Genomic DNA, 21,329 nt, shown 5'->3' on the forward strand with positions numbered 1-21,329 from the left:
CGGACAAAAATTAGAACGTGGAACCTACAACAACAAAAAAACGTGTTGTATGCTTTTAAGTATCACGCCAGTGCCACTAATATGCATTGCGAGGTCATCGTGCTTTCACCCAAATTTATTATGCAGTTATTGCTGTGGTGCGTGCTCTATTACTTTCTCGGATATATATCGCTGTTTCTCGATGATCCGGTTAGCCGGGTCTCGTTTGTCTGGTTCCCTGCGGGCCTGGCGGTCAGCGCTTTCCTGCTGACGTCACGCCGCAACTGGCTTTGGCTATTCCTAGGGCTGTTTCTGGTGCGCACGCTTCTTGATGTGACCCTGCGCCATTCGCTTGAAACCTCGCTGGTACATTCAGTGATTTCGTTAACCAACGATTTTGCGATTGCCTGGTGCGTACGCCATTTCACCCGCCCCCACGACATGCTCTACAGTCTCGTCGTGTGGCTGGTTGCAACCGTGCTCACTAGCGCCGTTGCCGCCGCACTGGGCGGGGGTTGGGTCGTCCTGCGTCACGACGTTGATTTCGTGTCGACGCTGTGGATTTGGTGGTCCGCCAACGTGGTCGGCACCATATTGTTGACGACCATCGTGATGGGTTTGTTTTGGCGCCAGTATGCCGCGGTTTCTCACCAATGGTTCATAGGCGGCGTGTTGTGGGTGCTGTTATGCATAAGTGCAGTGTATGTGTTCCGCCAGCCTGTTGATGATTCCCAGGGTGAGGTATTCCTGTTTGGCCTGGCCTGTATTCCGGTTGTACTCATGATCCTGATACCCGTGATTACCGGCAATCAGCTTGGTGCAATTTCATTTCTCAGCTTTTGCATCATCGTTATTTATTACTCCTGGCAGCGTAACGGCCCGCTTTTTGTCTCGGGTTTACGCCCTGGCGAGCCCCTTTTGCTGGCTCAGTGTTATCTGTCAGGCACGGCGTTGCTTCTGAATTTTGTCTATATGCTCAAGCATCATCAGGAGGCGACTCCCGCGTCATCGTATTATCTGGATTTAACCAGCGGACGCCTGACCTGGGACGACAATTCACCTTCTGTGTTGACCCAACAGCTCTCCAGTATTCGCCATATTGATGAACTGTTCGCTTACATGTCTCCCGACGATCAACAAAAAATGCGTGATCGCTGGGCATTAGCGCAAAGCGGTCGGGTAATTAAGGGATCTTTTCGTTTTTTACTGACGCTTTCTCCGTCAAATAAATTACATCTGCAGGAAACAAAACTGATTGCGCTGCAACGGCCGAATGGCGTGGCGCTCATAGGCTATTGGGCCGGTGAATTTCAGGGCGCCGAATCCGCTCGGGTCATCAAGGGGGCGTAATCCATGTTGCAGGTTGCACTTTTATTGATGGGCGCGGCTTTTGTACGTAAGTCGGCCCCGATTCTCGGGGTAGTAGGCGTGCTTTGGTCAGGGCTCGGCTTCTCGATTTTCCTGGATGGCGTGGAAGGTATGCGCTACTTCCCTTTTCATGTCTTTGGCCTCCTGCTGTTGATTGAAAGCCTTGTCACCCTGTTCTTCGCCGGTAGCGCCAAAGGCGCACAGAAATCCGTCTTTTATTTCAAAGGCGGCATATTTTTCTTCATCGCGGTGCTCATTCTCTCCGGACGTGAAAGCAGCAATCTATTGCTGGCCATTTTGTTCGGTTTTGCATTTTTCATCACCGGGCTCTTCGTCATGGCCTCTGCCTGGGTGGTGCGCTATCTCCGCTGGCGCCGTGTATTTATGGGAGGGCTGGCACAGCTAGCTTTTGCGCTGTTTCTCTTTTTGCCCTATCCCACTCACCACCACGGCACGATTTCTCAACTTCTTGGCGTGATCATGATCCTCGGTGGCGTGCAGTGTGTTCGACTGGCTGTCCGTGCTTTCCGCTTACGTGAAGGGTCGACGATATTTACGATTATGGAGCCCGAAGCGCCTCCCCCTGTTGCTGAACCCATGGCTCCGCTTCACGCCACGGGGCCGCTGATTATTCATATCTGGACCCCGGAAGGCTCTTCTGAGAATTCGCCAATTCCAAGGCCGGTCATTAATCGCTATATCGCCGCGGTGGACGTCGACGGCGTGATTTCAACCGGGCACGCCGCGCTTGAAATGTCGCCCGATATCTACATCAGCCTGTATCCCGCCGTCGAAATTGACCGTTCGCCATCAGAATTTTTTCAGACCTTAAAAGCGATTCAGGAAAACAACGTGCAGGGTGAATTTCAGAAGAGCTACCAGAGCGAGGCGGCTGCCTGGTGCGACTCCGACCGAAAAATTGTTTTTCAACATTACAACGCGCAGGCATTGCAGCGCTTCTGGACGCGCTATCGGGAGGTCAACACGTACAACCTGACGTGGCGCAACTGTTCCAGCAGCGTGGCCTACGGGCTCGAGTCGGCGCTGGACGGCGTGCTTTCCCACCGACTGGGTTGGCTGCATTTCATCAGACTCTTTTTCATGCCCGAATTATGGATTGCCGCCCAGCTTCGCAAACGCGCCACCACCATGGCCTGGACGCCGGGTCTGATGCTGGATTACGCCCGGGCGCTGCATGCCTTAGTTCATCCCGTCAGGCACTCTTGGTTCCAGCGCTGGAAGCAACAGCTGGACAGAACTCAATGAAGAATCGCCCTCATGCATCACAACGCGGCGTTCGCCCGGAAAGGAAACATCATGCGCAAATCCCTGGCACTTGTGCCGCTTATCCTGTTGTCTGCAATAGATACGGCGCACAGCGCGGATTTTTCACTTGGTGTCCAGGGAGGCTCATACGGCACCGCATATAAAACCCGTCATGCTGATTATTGGGCCCTGCCGTATATCGGTTACAACGGCCAGACCTGGTATATTGATGGCACCGAGGCGGGCTATAACTTTATTAATACGGATACGCAGACTTTCCGCGCCAAAGTGTATTACTACACCAATCAATACAGCGCATCCGACGGGCGTAATGCAGCGATGCGCAGTCTCGACAGTCGCTACAGCACAATGATGGCCGGTTTTACGTATCAATATATCTCCCCCATCGGCGCATTCAGCACTACGCTTGGGGCTGATACGTTGAATAACAGTAAGGGCGTCACCGTGAATGCGGCTTATATCCTCCTGCAGCAGTGGGGGAATTTCATTCTGGTTCCCGAAATGGGCGTCGACTGGTCTAATGCGCAAAACACCCGTTATTATTATGGTATTTCAGAACAGGAATCTGCGCGCAGCGGCCTTTCCCCCTGGCGTCCACACGATAGTTTCGTACCTTATTTGCAACTGGCAATGAATTATGCCTGGTCAAAACAGTGGAATACTTGGGGGGAAATCACCGGGCGGCTTTATCCATCGACTATCAGCGACAGCCCAATGGTCAATAAACACGGCGTCACCGAACTTACGCTAGGGGTCAGTTATACCTTTTGATTTAAATCGATTCAAACGAGACGAGGTGCACGGCAATGAAAACAAAAGCGATGGTATGTGGACCATTACGGCTGGCTTACAGTATTTGTGGTGACGCAATAAAGGGATTGTATGTTATTAAATAGGCGGCTATTTGCCATTATTTTTTCGGTGACGGTATTCAGCTTAACATACGGTCTGAGCTCACCTTTATTGTCCTTTAAACTGATTCATGCAGGCATGACGGAAAGCATGATTGGCTTCAATGCCGCGATGCACGCCGTCGGCGTTTTTGCCATCGCGCCGTTTTTGCCTGCTTTGTTCAGACGAGTTCGCCCTGCCACTCTGATGCTGATATCACTCGGCGCCATCGCCATTATTTTCTTGTTATTCAGCGTGGTCATACTCCCGTTCTGGTTCTTGCTAAGAATGGGGCTCGGCATGTTCAGTGAAATCATCATGGTCCAGACCGAAACCTGGCTGAACGGCAGCACGGTGGAACGCGCCAGAGGCAAAGTGCTGGCACTCTATACGGCGGGGATGTCATTGGGGTTCGCGGCGGGCCCGTTGATACTCGCCTACACCGGCAGCGACGGCAACCTGGCGTTTTATATTTCAGCCCTGATTACCGCTATTGCGATTGGGCTAATCGCGCTCTCCGGCATGCCGCGCGTCGAGCGCGACGAGGATACTCCGGAAGGGTTTTTACGTAGCCTGAAACTCGCCACCTTACCGATTATGGCCACGGTACTTAACGCCGCAGTCGAAATGCTGGGCATGAATTTCCTGTCTCTCTATGCCATAAAACTGGGCTGGAGCGAGTCTGCGTCCGCATTACTGATTTCGGTTCTGATGTTCGGTGCCATCGTGCTGCAGCTGCCCGTTGGCTGGTTGGCCGATAAGGTCAACCGGCTTTCGCTCATGCGAGTCCTGGCATTTATCGCCGCGGCGCTGGCCTTTATCTGGCCCTATATTCTCGCCTTTCATTTTCTCTCGTACGTCATGTTATTTATCTGGGGCGGCATTTTTGTTGGCATATACACCGTCGCCATCACATGGGTGGGTGAGCGCTTTAAAGGCAGTCAACTGGCCGGAGTTTATTCCGCCATGTCGGTCGCCTGGGGTGCAGGCGCGCTGGCAGGTCCGCTCCTGGGTGGGTTCGCCATGCAATACTCTTTACACGGACTGCCGTGGCTGACCGCTGCAATGTGCCTGTGTTTTGCTTTGTTCAGTTTGAGACCGTCTTTTCGGATGCTAAATTAAGCCCATAATTGGTTAAACTCAGTGACCATTAGCCCGATAATTGTGCTCGCACCCTCATTCGCTTAACATATATAAGGAATTGAATGTGATCGACAAGAAATATTGGGTCGATCATTTTAATTGTGTTGATCATTATATTCTATGGAAGAATATTTTATGCGTTACGCCAGACTATTTATTTCAGCGGTGTAAAGTATCTGCTTTACACCGCACTTGGCAATCAGACAAAACTTGGCGAATCTCTATACATGTTCTTTCAGAGGAAGAGCGGAATATGGATGAACGGCAATTCGCATAGGCGGTTCAGCCAGGAGATCGATTATTTCATCGCGAAGCTCGTCAGCTAACGGACTGTTCTCATACAGCGCTTTTGCAGCATCGGATTTGAAGACCTCAATATTCCACAGCGTGTCCGGGTCATCATCCTCGCGAGCGATGATAAATCTGTCAGATGCCCCGGATTTCGTCATTCCGATGGTCGCCAGCTCAAAAAGTTTGTCACCCAAACCGGGCTTAGCGCGCATTCTGATGATGTAAGCGGGTTGGTCCTGAAGTGTCATGGTGTTTCCTCTGAATGTCTGACTTTATGATTTCTATTATGTTAGTGATTGATGTCGGCGAATGACATGAAAAAACGTGAATAATGGAATCATTTCGTTATTGAAGAACTCACCACGCTCCCTCATCTCACCATAAGTAAATCCGCATAGCGCGTGGTATATCGTGGCGAGAGCATGTCCCGTTTCATTTGCCACTGCTGGCGGATCCCCTGCCCGGCGAAATACAACGTCCCACGCCCTTCTTTCACATTCAGGTGATCCAGAACGTTCATCAACTGCGGACTGTTGTGGCGCGGCGCGTTTTCATCGAACAGGTTAAGCTGCGCCACGCCCTGGCTGTAAAAATCGCTCAGCATCACCCCGGCTTTCTGATAGCGATGCCCTTCTCGCCAGATAGCCTCCAGGCAACGCGTCGCCGCGCCGATAATATCCCGGCTATCCTGCGTCGGCGTCAGCAGTTTTACCGAAGCGCTGTTGCCGTAATACGGCACATTCGGCGCAAATGGCGACGTTTTGACGAAGGTGGAGATAAACCGACAATACTGATGCTCGCCGCGCAGTTTCTCCGCGGCACGCGACGCATAGCTGCAAATCGCCTGGCGCATCTCCTCATATTCGGTGATGCGGTCCCCGAACGAGCGGGAGCAGATAATGTCCTGTTTGACCGGCGCAAACTCTTCCAGCCCAAGACACGGTTCACCACGCAGCTCACGCACGGTTCTTTCCAGCACCACGTTAAAATGCTTCCTGATGAAGCGAATATCGCTGTCTGCCAGCTGTAGCACGGTTTTGATCCCCATCGACTCCAGCTTTTTCGAGATCCGCCTCCCGACGCCCCAGACTTCACCCACCGACAATGCCGCCATCAGTTTCCTCTGACGTTCGACGTTTGACAGATCCACCACGCCACCCGTCTGCCGCTGCCATTTCTTTGCCGCATGGTTCGCCAGCTTTGCTGTGTAACACTGCTGTTCTACACTCAATCAAAAATCCAGTTACATCAGTACATCTGCCATATGCTGTCAGCATTAGAGGAGAGGTATATATGTTTCGGTTACGTCGCGGTAGCGGTGATTTTCTCTTTCATGTTACAGATTCTCAGGGGTTGCCACATTTACCGTTGACGGTTTATGCGTGCCGAGCCGACAGGTACCATTCACCAGCCACAGTTAAGGCTTATCTCAGGCACCTTCTGGCATTTTTTTCTTGGGCTGGACAGGATGAAATAGTGAAACGCCAGCGTTGGGATTTGCTGGGCAACAGTGGTCAGGTCCGTGCTGTGCTCGAACATTTCCTGACAACTCAGCTCCACTGTACCCTGTTTTTCGCACGCGACCTTTCAGGAGAAGATATTCGCAAGGTGCAGGTTACTTGGGGAAAAGCCCACCGGATAAATCATCTGTTAGCTGCACTGCGATCTTTTTATCAGTTGCTCATCTCAATGCAACTGTATTCCCATCTTCACCCTCTTGATTTACCCCAATCCAAAAATATGATTGCCGAAATCCGGCGTCAGCATCTTGATGACTTTGTGAGAATAAATCAGCGACCGCCGATGCCATCAGACAGTGGCATTGACCATTGGCGTCCTCTCAAACTGACCTCTTCGTATTACAGAATTAAAGATAATCAATGGATCCCTGAGTATCTGGACGATCCGGAACTCATGGGGCATGTGCTGGCCTCAGGCGAACAGGGCGGCTGGAATCTACAGGATATAGCGCTCGTGAGAATACTTTTCGATACGGGCTGCAGAATACACGAGGCCTGCGCGCTGACCATGCATGATTGGAAGATCAGCGGTTTTCGCAACATGTTCATGTCGCTGAGTAAAGGTAGTCGTGGGAAGCGGGTCAAGAATATTATCATCACGGATAAAACGCTGAAGGTGCTGCTGCGCTATATCCGAAATGACAGGCCTGAACTGCTGCCATATATCAACGGGCGCACCGCTTTGCCTCCCGAAAATGTTCACAGGCTTCCTCTCTTCTGTACAAAAAGAGGTCATCCACTGACACCGGACAACTTTAGGCGTTACCGGTGGACGCCTGTGCTGGCCGCTGCCGGGCTTAAGATACGCACGCACCAGGTTCGACACTGGTTTGTCACGATGGCACTGAACGATATTCACCGTAGCGCCGTTTCAGAAGCTGATCTTCTGCAGAAACGCAGCGCCCTGCAGGTATTAATGGGGTGGAGATCCGATATGTTGCCAGCTTATGATCAAGCCCGACAGCGTCATGATTTGCCTTTGCTGGCGAGTGCAATACACACGTACATCGAAGACAAGCAGTTGGAGGCTCAGGCTGCTTTTGATGTGCCCGATGACGAGGAAAGTCAGGGCTCGCTGATGCTGAAAGAAATGTTGAAGGGGAAACTATGAGCGTTGAAACTCAACCTGTTACACGGCGCAGTCATACATTATTTTTTGAACTTACTCAGCGTGAAGAACGGGGAAACTGGTTCAGGATTGAAGATTTACCGGGCAGCCGTATCGGGCGGCCTGCACTGAAAAGAGCGTTGATGCCTTACATTGATAATGTTATGGCTCAGCTGCTTGGTACTATGCCCGCGTGCGATCAGACATTTCTCGAATGGGAGCAGCAATATCTGACATTTGATTTCTTCATCCGAAACAGCAGATATGCACTGGAGATTAAATACCGGTACATTATTTATTGCATTGAGGATGGACTCAGAAACAACAATGAAGAGTATATATTTAAAATAAGACGGCAGTGTTGTGCTGTAGATAAAGATATTTTCAGTATTGTTGAAAGAATTAAGTTCAAGGAACCTGCTGCCGAACCCGTTGCATTGTCTGATTCCAATTCACGGCTGCCTCCGGATGAGTATAAAAAGATTATTTATAAATTATACGACCTTTATAAAGCGCAGGCTGAACCCTTTAAAACTTCAGAAATATCAGATCGATTCGGCATAGATTTACATATCATATCTAGATATGGACGCTGTTACGTTAGCGAACTGGCTGTTCTTCTTCTTGACGAAGATGTTTCTGATGATTTGGCCTATTTTGAATGGAACAGAACGGTAACAACCTTCAAGTACTCACTGCAAAATACAGCTAGGGCAAAAGAAATCGGTGAAAAAAAAGTGATTCTTGCCATTGATTATTTAAGCCGGAATAAACGTGAAGTGACATATTCAGAGATAACCACACTGGTCAGTCTTGATCATCGACTGGTTAAAAGAGTGGTGGCTCAATGGGAAAAACGCACGGATACCAAATTGGTGAAAAAAGACGCATGGAAGACAATCTCTCTGGATGAGTTGATCGCCACACTCGACCCGGTTCTTCATACAATACCTCTGACGTTTCTGGACTCGCCTGCAACAGGTAAACCAATGACCAATGCACAGATACGTATGATTTACGAGATTAAGCAACCGGGTCTGAGAAACACGGCATTTTTTATCATGACGACCTGTTACAGTAACAGAAGAAATGACATTACTTTTTTTTATTACATGCCCCGGTTTCTTAACGCAACTGGCCTGGATGACATAGACCAGTTTGACTGTGATACCTTTTTCAAGGCGTATCATCAAGGTGATCTTATCCCGGAAGATAACATAGGACAGCGGGCTAGAATAATTCAGACGTATTTTCGATTACTTGTTAAACAAGGAGATTACTTCAGCAAACTTAACACAGACCAGCGAGAAAAATTTGCCCCCTTTGCACTGCCGCGCGTGTCCGACGATTTATTCTGGAAAAAATCCACCCTGCACAGAGCTGTCTCACAGGAACAAAAAAACAAAAGAAAGTCTAAAACAGCCGTCCTGCACCAGAAGTTTTATTTTCTTCGCGATTTTGTGGAAAGAAGAAAGTTGCAGATCAACAGGCTACATCAGGAGATACAAAAGGCGTTTGAGCGATTTGAAAAGTCAGGGAAAAAGACGCCGCTGGTTTTTGAGTATACAGAATCTGTTGTCATGGAAAACAGAGGCGAACAGGCATATACGCACAGGTTTAAAGTCTGGGACGCAAAGCTATTGAGGCAGGCACATGAGCATGTCGCTGAAGCCAGAACCTATCGATATCATGATGCTAATCCACATCATACTATTCACGACTCGGATGTAAAATTCACTACTTATGAGGGAAGCTACGATAAGCATAACCAGCCCGTTGAAGGGTTATGGTTCGCTGAACTGATCACGCTTGCCGCGTTCACGGGCACTCCTTCGGCTGAAATCACTGACCGATACGGGGTATCAAAGACGTCTTTTCAGGGGCCCATCACCACTCCCTACGGATATACAGCCAGCCGGTGGCAATACCTGTTGAGTAAAGATTTGGGGCTGATATTTATTCCTGTTGAAATTTTGATGGTCGATGCTATGTTGGCGCATTCTGTTGTACAGATCATGTCAAAGACAGGGGCCCGGGCGCATGAGTTTTTGCAGATAAGGTTAGTCCCAGAGCATCTTTATCGGATCAATTTGGCAGAAAATAAAGAGTGCATTTTATTTAACGCGGTTCCCAAAGGGAGATTAAAAGAGGAGCCTTTTTATATTGATAATAAGTGCATGGAAAGTCTTTATGAATGGTGGGGTTACCAAAGAAGTAGAGCGCAGGCTTTTCCCGTGATTAAAGCAGCAGCATGCCTGGGACCAAAATTAAAACCTGCGAGTTACCTCTGGCAAAACGATGAAAAACATTTTACACAGAAAGACATTAACGGCGCACTTTCCGTTATGCTCCATGGGCTTTCATTGAAAACACCTGACGGGCAATCTATAAAAGTCACTAGCCATCTGCTCAGACATAGCTTTGCAACAGAAATGCGTACACTGAATACGCCACTGGACGTACTAGCTTTGTTGATGAAGCAAAAAGATGTCAAAGTTACGGAATATTATGCCAGGCATACCCCCTCTCAACTGGTCGAACTACAGCAGCAAATTTTCACTCAGCGACATGACTTTTCCAAGCAACATATCCGCACGAAAGCCGATATTACTCAGCAACTGACAGAGGCTGTCGGTAAGGTTGGAGCACTGATCCCTGTTACGGGAGGATGTTGTACGATTGCGAATGCGTGCCCGGCCAAGTTTGCCTGTATTGGCTGTGCAGGAAATGCCCCCGATCCCGCCAGACGCGGTGACGTCCTTGTATACAGAGATGCTTGGGTAAAGATGGCTGAGCTGGCCGGGCAGCAGAATTTGCCGGCGGAAAAGAGAAAAGCTCACGAAATTATAGGCAGCTGCGACGACATGCTGGAAGAAATGGATTTGATTGAGCAGGTCGATACCATCAGGCGTAATCTGCAGTCCTCATCCTGACGCACAAGAGGTTGGCGGTATGACAAATAAAAACATGAGCGGTATTCATGCCTGGCAACGCAACCGCGTTGAAAATAGTGCGTCATTGGTTAAACGTGCAATTGATGAGCTCCTGTCAGGGAGGCTAAAAATCAGCCTGACGACGATTGTTCTGGCTTCAAAAAGCGTAGATCCTGCGGGAAAAGGCGTATCTGCTTCCACCATCTTGCGGAACAGGCAATGCCATGCGATGTACAAAAAACATGCAACACTGAACGGTAGTAGCCAGAAAAAACGTACCATTTTGGGCTCTGAGCTTAATGATCCTACAGCGTCAGAATTACGGAGAGCTTATCTTCTTGCGAGTAAGAGCAAAACAGCCCTGATTGCGAAGGTTATTTTGCTTGAACGTGAGCTTGAAAACTGTGAAATACAGAATGGCAACCTGCGAGAGAAAATACTGTCACTGCAGCTACCGCACCTGTAAGGCCAGCATTCATTTTCATTTAGCGACAGGCAGATCTGAATAGCGCGTAGTGTAAGCCGGTGACAACATCTCACGTTTCATTGCCCAAGGCTTCTGGATGCCCTGACCCGCAAACCAGACCTTTCCTTTTCCTGACGTGTTAATGCCGTCGATTACCGTCATGAGAGCCGTGCTATTAGCTTTCGGGGCGAAATTGTCAAACAAATTAAGCTGTGCTGTGCCGCGACTAAAAAAGTCAGCTAGCATAATGCCCGCTTTCATGTAACGGTAACCATCGACCCATATTCGATCCAGTGATTCTGTCGCGGCACGAATGATGTCACGCGTATCATCAGAAGGTGTCAGTAATTTCACCGATGATTGGTTTCCATAATAAATTTCATTATCTGCGTGCGGGCTGGTGCGTAGAAAAACGCTAACAAAAGCACAAAATTGGTGTTCGCTACGCAATTTTGCTGCAGCGCGCTCCGCATAGGTGCAGATAGCCTGACGCATATCTGCATACTCGGTAATACGATATCCAAAAGAGCGGCTGCACATAATCTGTTGCTTATTTGGCGCAAATTCCTCAAGCACCAGACACGGTTCACCACGCAGTTCACGCAACGTTCTTTCCAGAACAACGTTGAAATGCTTTTTGATTACCCACGGTGAGCTATTGGCTAAGTCCAGCGCTGTACTGATCCCCATAGCGTTCAGTTTTTTGCTGATGCGCCTTCCTACCCCCCATACCTCCTCTACAGGTACGCGCTCTAACAGCTTCCGCTGACGTGATATGTCGGATAAATCAACCACACCTCCCGTACCAGGCCATCTTTTTGCTGCGTAATTTGCTAATTTTGCTAACGTTTTGGTTTGCGAAGCGCCGATCCCGATCGTGAGCCCGGTATTTTTAAACACCTGGTTTCGCACGGTTTTGCCAAAATCTGTCAGCGACATGCAGCTAGCTACGCCAGATAAGTCGATAAAGGCTTCATCGATTGAATAGATCTCGATGGCTGGCGACATCTCCGTCAGCGTCTGCATAACTCGCGCGCTGAGGTCGGCATAAAGGGCATAGTTTGAGCTGAATACGTGCACTGCGGAGGGGAATGTTTTATTTTTCAATTTAAAAAAAGGTTCTCCCATCGTAATGCCGAGCGCTTTTGCCTCTGCTGAACGCGAAATTACGCAACCGTCGTTGTTAGAGACCGCCACCACGGGTTTTCCCTTTAAATCCGGGCGGAACACCGTTTCACACGACGTATAAAAGTTGTTGACGTCAGCCAGAGCAAACATCGTCATTGATGTGACTTCACTGAAAATGTCACTACGCCAAATATTTCCAGATCTTCTGGATGATGAAACGTCATGGGTGAGTAATTGCTATTGTAAGGAACCAGTTGCAGGACGGGATGCGTGTGCAACTCCTTGACGGTAAATTCTCCGGCGACAGCCGCAATCACGATATCGCCGTGACTTGCCGAAAGCGAACGATCAACCACCAGAAGGTCACCATCTCCAATTCCAGCACCCGTCATGGAGTCACCGCTTACTTTAATAAAATACGTGGCGCTAGGGTGGGCTATCAAAAGCGTATTGAGATTTAACCTATCTTCGACGTAGTCTTGTGCGGGACTAGGAAAACCACAAGGTACCCGTTCCGCAAAGAGAGGAAGATGGATGGAAGGGGCAATCTCTATGGGATAAAAAAGCTGCATAATGAGGGACTCAACATAACTGTGTTTATATACAGTATCGCTGAATTTTTCGCACGTTCAACCTTCTTCTAAGCAGGTTTCTGGAACCATTTGAAGTTGCGAGGAATTTAGGTTTACCGTATGAGCCATAACCTGAGTAAGTTTGCATTTATGCTGTTTTTTAGATAATTTAGATAAATTATCTAGATACCGAACCCGTATAGGCGAAAATGACCGAAATTGAGATTTATGAGCGTATCAGACAAGTATTGGTCGACGCGCCTCGCAATCAATACACCGCAGAGCTACACCTGCAAATGATTAAATATGCTGATGAATTAAAGAACATCACGTCTAAAGAGTTCTGTGAAGGGGTTGGGCTACGGAGCAGCTTCGGCACGGAGTTCAGCAAGATGCGCAACTTAACCCAGCGCTTAAAAGCTGCAGGGCTCAATACAGCAAAGATCTAACAGCTTATAGACAAACTAACTGTATTGGGATAGTTCTCGGGCACTAAAAGGAAGAAAATGGCTGTTAAAAAAAATTTTTATTACGCCTCCCTCTGCAGCCATAGCGATGGAAGTCGAGGTTGGACGGTTTCTATTAATTCAAAGGATGAAATATTATGAATATCCAAATAGATACTGTTCGTATTAGCGGATTTCGGGGTATATGTAATATTGAAGTGACCTTACCGAGAGTTACCGTTTTACTAGGGCAAAATAATGCCGGAAAAACATCGATTATAAAAGCTCTACAGCTAGCACTGGGGGACTACTCAAGGTACTTAGCTGACGAAGATTTTCATATAGGCGAAGATGAAAAACGCCAAGAGACGATTACAGTAGACCTTCGGTTTATAGCTGTTGATAGTGATGCGAGAGCAAGAGAGTTTTCAGAGAATTGGCAACAGGCATTTGGCGATAAAATTCAGTCAGAGCCTGATGGGAAGCAATTCGTAGCAATACGTACTATTGCAAAACCAGATCGAGTGAAAGGCGGTTATATTGTTGAGCGGTTTCATTTGGATGAGTGGCCAGAACTTAGTGGGTGGCAAGACGTTCGAGTTGGCAGCAAGAACAGATTGGGCAAACGATTGGAGTCTGTACCTTTCATTTCGATTGATGCACAAAGAGACATCCATAATGAACTAAAGGAAAAATCTTCTTTTGTTGGTCGTGTTTTATCCAGCGTTGAGTATGACGAAAAAGACGTGGCTGAACTAGAGCGGTTGGTAGCCGAAGTTAATAAAGAGGCCATAGAAAAAAGTGAGCCGCTTAAACGATTGAAGACTCATCTGGATAACATGAATCAATCGTTTGAGGGTTCAGGCCAAACAGAGCTTACTCCATTTCCAAAGAAAATTCGTGACCTGTCAAAGCGGTTTAGTGTGAATTTTGGTGAAACGGATAAAAGCTCATTTTCTATGGAATATCACGGCATGGGTACACGCAGTTGGGCGTCCATGTTAACAGTAAAGGCCTTTACCGAACTGCTGGCCAAAAATCACGAAGAGGAAGCCGAGCCATTTTTCCCAGTTATGGCCGCTGAGGAACCAGAAGCACATCTACACCCAAACGCGCAAAGAACATTGTATAGACAACTCGTGGATGTGCCAGGACAAGTGATTATAAGCACTCACTCGCCTTATATTGCTGGCCTGGCCGAGTTGCACGAAATTAGATCTCTGAGCAAACGGAAAAATTCAGTCCAAGTATATCAGTTGAGAGATGAGTTTGAAGATGATGATCTGAGGAGATTGAAAAGAGAGGTAGTACACTCCCGTGGTGAGCTCTTATTTTCCAAAGCAATAGTCCTCTCTGAAGGAGAAACCGAAGAGCAAGCCCTACCCGAGCTATTCGGAGCGTATGCTGGAAGGCATCCCTTCTCACTGGGAATAAATTTTGTTGGTGTCAATGGCTCAGGGGCAAAGTATCGTCCATTCCTCATTTTGGCGAAAGACCTTAACATTCCGGTATTTATATTTAGTGATGGAGAGCCTAAAACGATTAAAGATCTCAAGAAAAATTATGAAAAAGTTTTCGGAGTTACTGATATCGAGAAAGCCAATAATATCACAATACTTGACGGGACTGATTTTGAGGGATATCTCTTAAGTCAGGGCCTTCGCGATTTGATAGAAAAAACCATCAATGAAGTTGAGGGTGAGGATACCATAGACAAGTGGATTGAGAAAAAAGATGGCATGCTTTTAAAACGAATAAAAACTGATAAACCAAGTTGTCAAACCTGTAATCAGCATATTTTTGAGGATGTGCTACGAGATTACAAAGATGATGCTGGACGAATTCGCGCAATCCTTGAAATTCTTGATTCAAGCAAACCGCTTTATGCTAAGGCAATTACAGACAACCTGATTAAATTGTCAGCAGATAAGTTTCCTGAGAAGATCATTGAATTATTCAAAAAAATTGAATCTGGAGTCTGATATGAATCTATCAAATGCTCAGCGTCAGATTATTGAAGCTCCAATAAACTCAGCTGTTCAAGTGCTTGCATCAGCTGGTTCAGGTAAAACACGTGTGTTAACAGAGCGTGTTCGGCATATTTTAGATAAAACTAAAAAAGAAGGTATCATCGCTCTTACCTTCACGAATAAAGCAGCGGAGGAAATGAGTGCACGTTTAGCTGATTTCGAGCAAGTAGAAGATAGGGTTTGGATCGCTACGATACATTCAGTTGCACAGCGTATTTTGGAGAAATATGGGCACACCGTTGGTTTACCCACGGAGTTACACATATATGATAGAGATAAAGACCGAATGGAAGTCTTCATACAATCTTTACGTGAAGATGGCATTAATATAGATGAGTATCTCAATATCACTGATTCGAGAGAATTGAAAAGCAGAGAAAAAAACCTGCAATCCTTTATGGATATATTCTCGAAAATAAAGCGAGAGTTACTGACTGACATTGAAGTTGCCGAATTATATCCAAATAATAACATTTGGAAAATATATCAAGACTATCAGTCTGCACTGCTTAATAGTGGTGGCATCGACTACGATGATATTTTGGTATATGCACATAAAATTCTACTAACACATGATTGGATCGCAAAAATATACCGGTCCCAGTATAAACATATTTGCGTTGATGAAGCTCAAGATCTTAATAAAGCGCAGTATGAGTTTATCAGGGTACTTTGCGGTGACGCTATAAAAAGCATTATAATGGTAGGTGATCCTAATCAGATGATTTATGGGTTTAACGGGTCCTCGAAAGACTATCTCTGCACCAGCTTTGTAGATGACTTCACCCCACAATGCTTTGAACTTAAAGAAAATTATCGTAGCACTAAAGCCGTTATACGTGCAGCAAACAAGTTGCGGCCAGGCTCACAAGCAGAAATTGATTATGCCTTAGAAGGCGGTGTATGGATTTCAGAATTTGATACGGAAGAGGATGAGGCTGCGGCGATTGTTGCCATTGTTAAAAATCTTTTGGATTTGAGAGTTAACGATGAAATAGAAGGTGAGATATCACTGAAAAATATGGTAGTGATTGGCCGCAATCGTTTTGTTTTTAGTAAGCTTGAAAGTTCTCTTAAAGACAATTCAATACCTTACTCTTTGAGAAAAGGTGAAAGACAGCTTGAGCCCTCAACTAGATTCGGCAAGATATTAGATTATGCCATTCGGGTGAAACTTAACTCTAAAGATTGGGTGGATGGGAAGAAGTTATGCCAAATACTGAATATTGCTGAGCCAAAAAATTGGACGACTAGTGTATTGCAGGAAATGGTAACTCAGATGTCATCATCAGTTGACGAGTACTCTGATGTATTCGCAAAACTTCTTTTCGCTGTCGATGGATTGGATGTAGAAAGTCCAAAAATCCCTAAGCTTGTAAAGGATTTTAACTGCCTTCTCACATCATTGGTTGAAAACCATAGCAGTGTTGCTGACGATAAAATAGAAGATGTTAAGCTCAGCATTGAAGAACTTGATGAATTTAATCGCACATGGACACGCTTTAAACGGAAAGGAATTGGGGATTCCCTGGTTGCATTTCGTAATGCGTTAGCTCTGGGACAGCTTTCGCACGATACCCTTGAGGACGGCTTAACATTAAGTACCGTACACACAATGAAGGGTCTTGAGAAGGATATTGTATTTTTAATTGGTATGTGTGAAGGAGTTTTCCCAGACTACAGAGCCAATACTGTAAAAGAACTTGATGAGGAAAGAAATAACGCATTTGTCGCAGTAACAAGAGCCAAGCGATGGCTTTATATAACTTATCCCAAGCAACGAATAATGCCATGGGGCGACAAAAAATTTCAACGGAAATCTCGTTTTGTAATGGAAATAGAATCATGAACAGCATAGTTCTACAAAATGAGATGACGTGCAACTGCCTCAATCTATTTATCGTTACCTAGATTAATGGTAGGATTGTATTAATAGTTTAAATAAACTGCATATACCGGTAGTATATGCAGTTTATTCCAACACTTAAGTGACTTTAAATTTTTGACAATTACATTACCACACTAAAACGGAATCCAACTACTAGTGTTAATTTACTTTACAAAGTCGGCGTGCACAATTTTTTATTTAAAAAAATGCACATGCATAAGCTCAATCATATGGGAATAGCTAAATTACACCTAAAGGTCTTTGTCATACCCGTTTAAGAAGCAGTCTTACGTAGTATGTTTTTCGTTTTACAAGCAGCCACCTGGTACAAAGAAACCAATGGGTCTTTCTTTCGCTCTTAAGCTACTTCAAGAGAGGATAGAGCTTTATCACCGCAAATATGGTAAATTTCGAATATCACATTAATATTGCCGGTATGTCTGAAACCTCCATGAGTGGTCAACGTGGAAAGTGTGTGACTAGTCCGCAAAATAGAGCCTACTGATACATATTACTGGTCAATTTTTTTTGTCGATGTCATCTATTGGATATAGTGGATTGTTATCTCCATCAAAGAGATCATCCATATGAATTTGAGTGTCCAAAGTTCGCCATATAAGGCTTACGGGAGTCATCTGGTATTGATCACGTTCCAACCTATTTGCTTCTCGTAGTTTCGGAAACCATTTAAGTGGAGCCCCTACGATCCTTCCATCTGCCAGTTCAACCCAAACCATAGAATGCCCAAAAGATACATTAACCGGGAATTCGAACGCACACTGAGGGTCAGATAATAGCGTCATTTTTATACGGTCCGACTGCTTAACTGAAGCAGTAAAAGCCGAATTACTTCTGTTGCGTTCGACATTAGCACTTTCAAGCATATGCTGCAGTACGGTAAGTTGTGGACTGAGGCAATGCTCTTTCGTCGCACTAATAATATTACGCTGAAAAGATCGCCAGTTGATTTCTTCTCTAATCGGTTCTGTAATCATTTGGCGCTCTTCTCCAGTAGCGCTCCCCACCTGCTCAGAAAGAGCTTTAAGGCAGTCCATCGCAACGTCACAATCAGCATAAAGAGTTAGTATCTCGCCACAAGTTAACTTTCCCAACAACACCGTTCGTTCATATTCTTCTGCCAACCCCGTGATTGTGCTATCAGATACATGATTGTTCCTGATCCAACTAACAATATTTTGTAGCACAGCGACACGCTGAATAATGGCCATAGCTTGGCGGTTACAGTTAGTTAAGCGTTGAACTCGAGTAGTTAGAACATCGTCAACATTTACGATAGCGGACTCATCAATGATCTCCCTCAACAGTTTTGAACGCTGGCTAAGGGTTGCTTCAATTCCTGAGTAAATCTTGAAAGTTTCGTTATGTCCTTTAATTACATATTCAATAAGTTGTACGTATCGGTTACGAGTGACAACCACTTGATGAAGTGATGTAAGGCGACTTTCCCAGTACCTTGTATAGGTAGTTTCGATACCGCCAGGGAAAACATCCAACGGCGGTATTGCATCGCCTATTTTCCCTTGCTGGGCGGCAACCATCGTCTGAAGTTTGTCTGTCGAAAAAGAATACAGATGCCAATTCATCAAATAAATCGAACTCTTATGAAATACCGGTTAACTAATACTGCTACCAACCTTCAAGTTTTTCCAGTAACGATTCAGTCGGCACGTCCGTCAGTTCAAAAAAACCACTCTCCAGCGAGCTCAACAGATTGCTTCATATGCTACATGTATATGTGAAACGCATTGTTAAAAGCTGACTAATGAAGAAAAGCTTGATCACTGTATAAGGCCAGCGTCTTGGTTTGGGCAATCCCCACCCCAAGGGTCAGATGCGTGCGCTGCAAAACCGTCGCTCTGATTTCACGGCCAAACTCAGTCAGGTCGCGGCAGTTGCGCACCCCGGTCAGGTCACAAAATACCTCATCGATGGAGTAGATTTCACAGCGCGGCAGCATCTCCTCGAGGGTGCTCATCACCCGGTTGGACATGTCCGCGTAAAGCTCATAGTTACTGCTGAAACACACCACGCCGTGACGCCTGAAAGCGTCTTTCTGTTTGAAGTACGGTTCACCCATTTTCACAAAGGGCTTTGCTTCGGTAGATCGCGCAATCACGCAGCCGTCGTTGTTGGATAAAACGACCACCGGTTTTCCCTTCAAATCCGGGCGAAACACGGTTTCACAGGAGGCATAAAATGAATTCACATCGCACAGTGCGAACATATCAGCACGCAGACTTCACGATGTAAGTGACGACGCCGAACACTTCCAGGCAGTCTTCGCTGCCAATCATAATCGGTCGGTAGGCGGCATTCTCCGGTTTGAGCATGACGACAGGATGCAGCTGCAGGCGCTTCACCGTAAATTCGCCGTCGACCGCGGCGATGACGATGTCACCGTGTTCGGCCTTACGGGAGCTGTCGACCACCAGCAAATCGCCCTCGCTGATCCCGGCATCCATCATTGAATCACCAGAGGATTTCACAAAATAGGTCGCGCTCGGGTGCTGAATCATCAATTCATTCAGATCGATGCGCTGCTCAACGTAATCCTGCGCCGGGCTGGGAAAGCCGCATGGGACGCGGTCTCCAAAGAGGGGTAACGCCACAATTTGGCGCAATTCGGCGGGTGTGAAAAAGTGCATGATAATCACCATCAACGATAACTGTATATATATACAGTATTGTATATTGATGTCAGAGATCAAGCAGGATCCGCTGATAACGCAGATCCTCGGCGCAACTGCAGAGATGACAGCAGGCTACGATTCATATACGATTTATATATGTTTCATATATAGAGTGTCGCTTTATGGGAATCGTTAAAATCTCCGACCTGCTGCATGAAGACATCCGTGATGCCAGCAAGGCCATGTCACGGTCGGTGAATGCGCAGGCCGAATACTGGATCCGTCTCGGGATGATGAGCGAGCTGTACCCGGATCTTAACTACCAGCAAATCAAAATGATGATGCTGAAATCTGGATCCGACCGACTACTGGAGGTGATCAATGCCATCAATTCTCATTAAAACCGCCGATGAACTCGCACGTCAGCGCCATGCGGGCGAGCTGTTAGCCTCTGTGTTTGCCATGCTGGATGACTTTATTCAGCCCGGCGTCAGCACCATGGATATCAATAACCGCGCCGAAGAGTTTATCGTCAATCAACTGCAATCCCGCCCGGCCAGTAAAGGGCAATACGATTTCCCGTACGTGCTGAATACCTCGGTGAATGAAGTGGTGTGTCACGGGATCCCGAAAGAGTCGGAACACCTGAAATCCGGCGCTATCGTGAACGTCGATATCACGCTGGAAAAAGACGGCATGATCGCGGATTCCAGCAAAATGTACCTGATTGGCGACGTTTCGCCGCTGGCCCGTCGGCTGGTGAACAAAACCTACGAAGCGATGTGGAAAGGCATCAAAGCCGTGAAGCCCGGTGCGACGCTGGGCGATATTGGGCACGCTATTCAGACGTATGCGGAAAGCAACGGTTATAGCGTGGTGCGGGAATACTGTGGGCACGGCATTGGCAAAGAGATGCACGAAGAGCCGCAGGTGCTGCACTACGGCAAACCCGGCACCGGTGAGGTGCTGCGTGAGGGAATGGTGTTTACCATCGAACCGATGATTAACCAGGGCGACAGCAAAATCAAAACCAAAAAGGACGGCTGGACGGTTATCACTCGCGACAAAAAATTATCGGCGCAGTGGGAGCACACCATCGCCGTGACCGCTGACGGCTTCGACGTTTTGACGCTGCGTAAAGGTGAGACCATTCCGGTGTAGTGCTTGATTGCCCGGCTGCGCTACGCTTGCACGGGCCTACGATATATTTATCGACCCGCACAAACGCAGTGCAGCCGGGCATTTTTACGCGTCCAACTCGTCAAATACCTGCTGCGCCAGATGCAGCGTAGCGTTAGCCGCCGGAAGACCGCAATACAGTGCCGAATGCATGATGAGCTCTTTGAGTTCATCGCGCGTTACGCCGTTATTGAATGCCGCACGCAGATGCATTTTCAGCTCGGCCTCGCGGTTGAGCGCAATGAGCATCGCGATGGTAATCATGCTGCGGGTATGGTGGCTCAAACCCGGACGGGTCCAGGTTTCGCCCCACGCATAGCGGGTAATAAAATTCTGAAACTCTTCGTTCAGCGGCGACAGGTTATCCAGCGTGCGATCTACGTGCGCGTCACCCAGCACTTTGCGGCGCACATCCATACCCTGCTGATAGCGTGCTTCATCGTCCATGC

The 21,329-nt window shown here is 47.1% G+C and carries 18 protein-coding genes and 2 pseudogenes; 12 read left to right on the forward strand and 8 right to left on the reverse strand.

Going from position 1 to position 21,329, the window contains the following annotated elements; genetic code table 11:
* Positions 1-99: 99 nt before the first annotated feature.
* The 4 genes from MUU47_RS11575 to MUU47_RS11590 all read left to right on the forward strand — a co-directional run bounded on the left by MUU47_RS11575 (position 100) and on the right by MUU47_RS11590 (position 4,647).
* Entirely contained in the window at positions 100-1,329 is a 1,230-nt protein-coding gene (locus tag MUU47_RS11575; protein WP_258988355.1) for an MASE1 domain-containing protein, read from the forward strand.
* A gap of 3 nt (positions 1,330-1,332) precedes the next feature.
* Positions 1,333-2,613: an HdeD family acid-resistance protein gene (locus MUU47_RS11580; protein ID WP_258988356.1), complete on the forward strand. Its 1,281-nt coding sequence runs from the start codon at positions 1,333-1,335 to the stop codon at positions 2,611-2,613.
* Positions 2,614-2,664: 51 nt separating this feature from the next.
* Complete coding sequence (locus MUU47_RS11585) at positions 2,665-3,405, forward strand: MipA/OmpV family protein (RefSeq protein ID WP_258988357.1); 741 nt, start codon at positions 2,665-2,667, stop codon at positions 3,403-3,405.
* A 111-nt stretch (positions 3,406-3,516) separates the two neighbouring features.
* On the forward strand, positions 3,517-4,647 hold the full coding sequence (locus MUU47_RS11590) for an MFS transporter (protein WP_258988358.1): 1,131 nt from the start codon (positions 3,517-3,519) through the stop codon (positions 4,645-4,647).
* Positions 4,648-4,889: 242 nt separating this feature from the next.
* Here the strand turns inward: MUU47_RS11590 and MUU47_RS11595 are convergent, their stop codons facing one another.
* Together MUU47_RS11595 and umuC (MUU47_RS11600) are read right to left on the reverse strand one after the other, a co-directional pair.
* Positions 4,890-5,207, reverse strand: coding sequence for a putative quinol monooxygenase (locus MUU47_RS11595; RefSeq protein ID WP_258988359.1), 318 nt, complete (start codon positions 5,205-5,207; stop codon positions 4,890-4,892).
* 122 nt (positions 5,208-5,329) lie between these two features.
* A pseudogene (gene umuC, locus MUU47_RS11600) lies at positions 5,330-6,169 on the reverse strand (translesion error-prone DNA polymerase V subunit UmuC); the annotation flags it as partial.
* A 266-nt stretch (positions 6,170-6,435) separates the two neighbouring features.
* Between umuC (MUU47_RS11600) and MUU47_RS11605 the strand changes: the two are divergent.
* The 3 genes from MUU47_RS11605 to MUU47_RS11615 are packed head-to-tail and all read left to right on the forward strand — an operon-like array spanning position 6,436 to position 10,986.
* Complete coding sequence (locus tag MUU47_RS11605) at positions 6,436-7,590, forward strand: tyrosine-type recombinase/integrase (protein WP_258988360.1); 1,155 nt, start codon at positions 6,436-6,438, stop codon at positions 7,588-7,590.
* Entirely contained in the window at positions 7,587-10,520 is a 2,934-nt protein-coding gene (locus MUU47_RS11610) for a site-specific integrase (protein WP_258988361.1), read from the forward strand. Before MUU47_RS11605 ends, MUU47_RS11610 begins: the two co-directional genes overlap by 4 nt.
* Before the next feature lie 19 nt (positions 10,521-10,539).
* Entirely contained in the window at positions 10,540-10,986 is a 447-nt protein-coding gene (locus MUU47_RS11615) for a hypothetical protein (protein WP_258988363.1), read from the forward strand.
* A 15-nt stretch (positions 10,987-11,001) separates the two neighbouring features.
* Here MUU47_RS11615 and umuC (MUU47_RS11620) read toward each other — a convergent pair whose 3' ends face one another.
* Both umuC (MUU47_RS11620) and umuD read right to left on the reverse strand, forming a co-directional pair.
* Positions 11,002-12,264: a translesion error-prone DNA polymerase V subunit UmuC gene (umuC, locus tag MUU47_RS11620; protein WP_258988589.1), complete on the reverse strand. Its 1,263-nt coding sequence runs from the start codon at positions 12,262-12,264 to the stop codon at positions 11,002-11,004.
* A gap of 2 nt (positions 12,265-12,266) precedes the next feature.
* Positions 12,267-12,686 (reverse strand): translesion error-prone DNA polymerase V autoproteolytic subunit, encoded by a 420-nt coding sequence (umuD, locus tag MUU47_RS11625; protein ID WP_258988364.1) that lies wholly within the window; start codon positions 12,684-12,686, stop codon positions 12,267-12,269.
* Between the two features lie 209 nt (positions 12,687-12,895).
* Here umuD and MUU47_RS11630 point away from each other — a divergent pair, with 209 nt between their 5' ends.
* The 3 genes from MUU47_RS11630 to MUU47_RS11640 all read left to right on the forward strand — a co-directional run bounded on the left by MUU47_RS11630 (position 12,896) and on the right by MUU47_RS11640 (position 17,011).
* Entirely contained in the window at positions 12,896-13,135 is a 240-nt protein-coding gene (locus MUU47_RS11630; RefSeq protein ID WP_061301084.1) for an HTH-like domain-containing protein, read from the forward strand.
* Between the two features lie 155 nt (positions 13,136-13,290).
* Positions 13,291-15,114, forward strand: a complete 1,824-nt coding sequence (locus MUU47_RS11635; protein ID WP_258988365.1) for an ATP-dependent nuclease — start codon at positions 13,291-13,293, stop codon at positions 15,112-15,114.
* 1 nt (position 15,115) lies between these two features.
* Positions 15,116-17,011, forward strand: coding sequence for an ATP-dependent helicase (locus MUU47_RS11640; protein WP_258988366.1), 1,896 nt, complete (start codon positions 15,116-15,118; stop codon positions 17,009-17,011).
* A 557-nt stretch (positions 17,012-17,568) separates the two neighbouring features.
* Here the strand turns inward: MUU47_RS11640 and MUU47_RS11645 are convergent.
* The 3 genes and pseudogenes from MUU47_RS11645 to MUU47_RS11655 all read right to left on the reverse strand — a co-directional run bounded on the left by MUU47_RS11645 (position 17,569) and on the right by MUU47_RS11655 (position 19,716).
* Complete coding sequence (locus MUU47_RS11645; protein ID WP_258988367.1) at positions 17,569-18,654, reverse strand: DUF2442 domain-containing protein; 1,086 nt, start codon at positions 18,652-18,654, stop codon at positions 17,569-17,571.
* Between the two features lie 188 nt (positions 18,655-18,842).
* A pseudogene (locus MUU47_RS11650) lies at positions 18,843-19,295 on the reverse strand (Y-family DNA polymerase); the annotation flags it as partial.
* Between the two features lies 1 nt (position 19,296).
* Positions 19,297-19,716, reverse strand: a complete 420-nt coding sequence (locus MUU47_RS11655; protein WP_258988368.1) for a translesion error-prone DNA polymerase V autoproteolytic subunit — start codon at positions 19,714-19,716, stop codon at positions 19,297-19,299.
* Between the two features lie 167 nt (positions 19,717-19,883).
* Here MUU47_RS11655 and MUU47_RS11660 point away from each other — a divergent pair, with 167 nt between their 5' ends.
* Positions 19,884-20,102, forward strand: a complete 219-nt coding sequence (locus MUU47_RS11660) for a ParD-like family protein (RefSeq protein WP_110508335.1) — start codon at positions 19,884-19,886, stop codon at positions 20,100-20,102.
* Positions 20,083-20,862 carry a type I methionyl aminopeptidase gene (gene map, locus MUU47_RS11665; RefSeq protein ID WP_258988369.1) on the forward strand — a complete coding sequence of 260 codons (780 nt, stop codon included), beginning with the start codon at positions 20,083-20,085 and terminating at the stop codon, positions 20,860-20,862. The genes MUU47_RS11660 and map overlap by 20 nt, the downstream gene beginning before the upstream one ends.
* Before the next feature lie 84 nt (positions 20,863-20,946).
* On the opposite strand, the gene pcaC is transcribed toward map, so the two are convergent.
* A complete protein-coding gene (gene pcaC, locus MUU47_RS11670) occupies positions 20,947-21,327 on the reverse strand; it encodes a 4-carboxymuconolactone decarboxylase (protein ID WP_110508337.1) in 381 nt (126 codons plus the stop codon).
* Positions 21,328-21,329 lie beyond the last annotated feature (2 nt).

The organism is Scandinavium hiltneri (assembly GCF_024764835.1).
In the GTDB taxonomy this organism is placed as follows: Bacteria; Pseudomonadota; Gammaproteobacteria; order Enterobacterales; family Enterobacteriaceae; genus Scandinavium; species Scandinavium hiltneri.

Excerpts from the sequence above, each read along its gene's own strand:
- MUU47_RS11640 (WP_258988366.1), top strand. The coding sequence starts at position 15,116 with ATGAATCTATCAAATGCTCAGCGTCAGATTATTGAAGCTCCAATAAAC.
- MUU47_RS11635 (WP_258988365.1), top strand. The coding sequence starts at position 13,291 with ATGAATATCCAAATAGATACTGTTCGTATTAGCGGATTTCGGGGTATA.
- MUU47_RS11645 (WP_258988367.1), bottom strand. The coding sequence starts at position 18,654 with ATGAATTGGCATCTGTATTCTTTTTCGACAGACAAACTTCAGACGATG.
- umuC (WP_258988589.1), bottom strand. The coding sequence starts at position 12,264 with ATGTTTGCTCTGGCTGACGTCAACAACTTTTATACGTCGTGTGAAACG.
- MUU47_RS11660 (WP_110508335.1), top strand. The coding sequence starts at position 19,884 with ATGGGAATCGTTAAAATCTCCGACCTGCTGCATGAAGACATCCGTGAT.
- map (WP_258988369.1), top strand. The coding sequence starts at position 20,083 with ATGCCATCAATTCTCATTAAAACCGCCGATGAACTCGCACGTCAGCGC.
- MUU47_RS11590 (WP_258988358.1), top strand. The coding sequence starts at position 3,517 with ATGTTATTAAATAGGCGGCTATTTGCCATTATTTTTTCGGTGACGGTA.
- MUU47_RS11630 (WP_061301084.1), top strand. The coding sequence starts at position 12,896 with ATGACCGAAATTGAGATTTATGAGCGTATCAGACAAGTATTGGTCGAC.
- MUU47_RS11585 (WP_258988357.1), top strand. The coding sequence starts at position 2,665 with ATGCGCAAATCCCTGGCACTTGTGCCGCTTATCCTGTTGTCTGCAATA.
- umuD (WP_258988364.1), bottom strand. The coding sequence starts at position 12,686 with ATGCAGCTTTTTTATCCCATAGAGATTGCCCCTTCCATCCATCTTCCT.
- MUU47_RS11655 (WP_258988368.1), bottom strand. The coding sequence starts at position 19,716 with ATGCACTTTTTCACACCCGCCGAATTGCGCCAAATTGTGGCGTTACCC.
- MUU47_RS11615 (WP_258988363.1), top strand. The coding sequence starts at position 10,540 with ATGACAAATAAAAACATGAGCGGTATTCATGCCTGGCAACGCAACCGC.
- MUU47_RS11595 (WP_258988359.1), bottom strand. The coding sequence starts at position 5,207 with ATGACACTTCAGGACCAACCCGCTTACATCATCAGAATGCGCGCTAAG.
- pcaC (WP_110508337.1), bottom strand. The coding sequence starts at position 21,327 with ATGGACGATGAAGCACGCTATCAGCAGGGTATGGATGTGCGCCGCAAA.
- MUU47_RS11580 (WP_258988356.1), top strand. The coding sequence starts at position 1,333 with ATGTTGCAGGTTGCACTTTTATTGATGGGCGCGGCTTTTGTACGTAAG.
- MUU47_RS11610 (WP_258988361.1), top strand. The coding sequence starts at position 7,587 with ATGAGCGTTGAAACTCAACCTGTTACACGGCGCAGTCATACATTATTT.